General features: G+C 46.8%; 3 protein-coding genes. All 3 read left to right on the top strand.

The window, feature by feature from the left end; genetic code table 11:
* Positions 1-79: 79 nt before the first annotated feature.
* The 3 genes from tnpA (at position 80) to tnpC (ending at position 2,330) form a co-directional block, all read left to right on the top strand.
* Entirely contained in the window at positions 80-400 is a 321-nt protein-coding gene (tnpA, locus tag ACFI6L_RS20140; RefSeq protein ID WP_049588190.1) for an IS66 family insertion sequence element accessory protein TnpA, read from the top strand.
* Positions 397-747: an IS66 family insertion sequence element accessory protein TnpB gene (gene tnpB, locus ACFI6L_RS20145; RefSeq protein WP_156086391.1), complete on the top strand. Its 351-nt coding sequence runs from the start codon at positions 397-399 to the stop codon at positions 745-747. Before tnpA ends, tnpB begins: the two co-directional genes overlap by 4 nt.
* 86 nt (positions 748-833) lie before the next feature.
* Positions 834-2,330, top strand: coding sequence for an IS66 family transposase (tnpC, locus tag ACFI6L_RS20150; RefSeq protein WP_342326229.1), 1,497 nt, complete (start codon positions 834-836; stop codon positions 2,328-2,330).
* The last annotated feature ends 21 nt before the right edge of the window (positions 2,331-2,351 follow it).

The following is a 2,351-nucleotide window of genomic DNA, read 5'->3' on the forward strand; positions in this document are numbered from 1 at the left end:
GTGTCCGTCCGGTAATCCCCACGTTCAATTCATAAGTTAGCTAAGGCATGGTGTTCTCTTTTTGTTAAGGAGAATGACCATGCCGCAATATCAACGAAGAGAAGTGCAAGACTGGCTCAACTTATTCGAGCAGCAAAAGCAAAGCGGGCTCACCGCAGTGGCGTTTTGTCGCCAACAGCAGATTAATGTTCAAACTTACTACACCAGGCGTCGTGATATTCGGTTACAGCGAACAAGCAGCAAGTTTGTTCAGGTGAAACGTGAAGTCACGAAGGTTGAATCCTACACCGAAGCAATGGGTGGCGAACTTCTCCTGCAATTTGGAAATGCTCAACTTAGCGTGCCAATCAATATTAACCCTCACTGGATTGCTACCGTGATGAAGGCATTGTCCAAATGAAGATGTTCGTAGAGCCTGCCGACATTTACCTGTACATGGATATCGTCGATTTCCGCAAATCGATCAATGGCTTAATTGTCGTTGTTGAGCAGGATATGAACCTGAATCCGTTTCGCGATGCACTGTTCGTCTTCCGCAACAAAAAGCGCGATAAGGTCAAAATACTCTATTGGGATAAAACGGGCTTCGCTCTCTGGTATAAACGCCTCGAGAAGCATCGTTTTAAGTGGCCTGTCGATGCGAACTTAAAACAGATGCATATGAGTGAGCAACAGCTACAATGGCTGTTATCGGGTTACGATGTCATAGGCCATCAGCCGTTGCACTACAACGCATCCGGCTTATAACCTGTGATCATAAGTAGCGATTAACGATCACGAAATAGTCTTAATAATGTAAGGTAATCAGCAGCTTAATACGGGATAATGGTGGTATGAACGAGAAAGAATACCAATCCCGCATCGCTGAACTTGAAGCGCTTCTTGAAGAGAAGCGCGCGCGGATTGCCTATTTAGAAGAACAGTTCCGCGTTGCCCAGCATAAGCAGTTTGGTAAAAGCACCGAAGGCCACCCTGGGCAAGGTGAGTTGTTCAATGAAGCGGAAGAACTGGTTGTTGAAGCTGAAACAGCCGAAGAAACGATTAGCTATACTCGTAAAAAGCCCACACGTAAACCGCTACCTAAAGACCTGCCTCGTGAAGTTATCGTTCACGATATTAGCGACGAAGAAAAAATCTGTGGCTGTTGTGCGGGCGAATTACATCGCATTGGTGAAGATAAGTCAGAGAAGCTTCAGTTTATTCCTGCTCAGGTCAACGTGATTGAGCATGTTCGCCCTAAATATGCGTGCCGTACCTGTGAAAAGGACGGTATCAGCAACACGATTAAACAAGCGCCCGTACCTCACAGCGTGATCCCAAAAGGCTACGCAACGCCAAGCTTGTTAAGTCAAATCATCACCAGCAAATATCAGTATGGGTTACCGCTTTATCGACAAGAAGCGATGTTCAAACAGCACGGTATCGAATTAAGCCGTAAAACCATGGCGGATTGGATAGTCCGCTGCGCTGAGTTGTTTAAACCGCTTTACGAGCAGCTTCATCAACATCTGCTAAAACAACCCGTTATAGCGGCGGATGAAACCACGCTAAAAGTGGTCGAGTCTGAAAAAGCGAACAGCTATATGTGGTTGTATGCCAGTGGTGCTGATTCACCTAGCGGTCATATCCCCGATACAGCGACATCCAATATCGTGTTGTACGATTATCACAATAGTCGCGCTGGGCAATGCGCAGTAGATTTCCTTAATGGTTATAACGGCTACTTACAAGTGGATGGCTATCAAGGCTACGAGCAAACGCAAGCAACCCTTATCGGTTGCTGGGCCCATGCACGTCGTAAGTTTATGGAAGCAAAGAAAGGCGCGGGTAAAAAAGGCAGCGGCAAAGCAGACTGGGCACTCAATCACATCCAAAAACTCTATCGCATCGAAACTCAATTAAAAGATAAAACGGTGGAGGTGCGCTACCTTACCAGACAAGAAAAGAGCCTGCCGTTGCTCAACCAGCTCCATACATGGCTAGAGAAATCAGTACAACAAGTGCTACCGAAAACCAAATTAGGTGAAGCGATACAATACTGCTTGAACCAATGGGAAAAGCTTGCACGCTACACACTCGATGGATTACTGAATATCGATAACAATCGCGCTGAGCGCGCGATTAAGCCGTTCGTGATAGGCAGAAAAAACTGGCTGTTTAGCCAGACCGCTACCGGCGCCAATGCCAGCGCCATCCTCTACAGCATCATCGAAACCGCAAAAGCCAACGACCTCAATGTGTTCGAGTATGTGATGTCTTGCCTTGATGAACTCAGTCGGCCCAACGCCGATATCGAGCAACTTCTACCATGGCACTTTGCTAAGCGCTAGGTGGGATTAGCGGACGTTTAC

The sequence above is a fragment of the Alteromonas sp. G4i35 genome, from assembly GCF_054960375.1.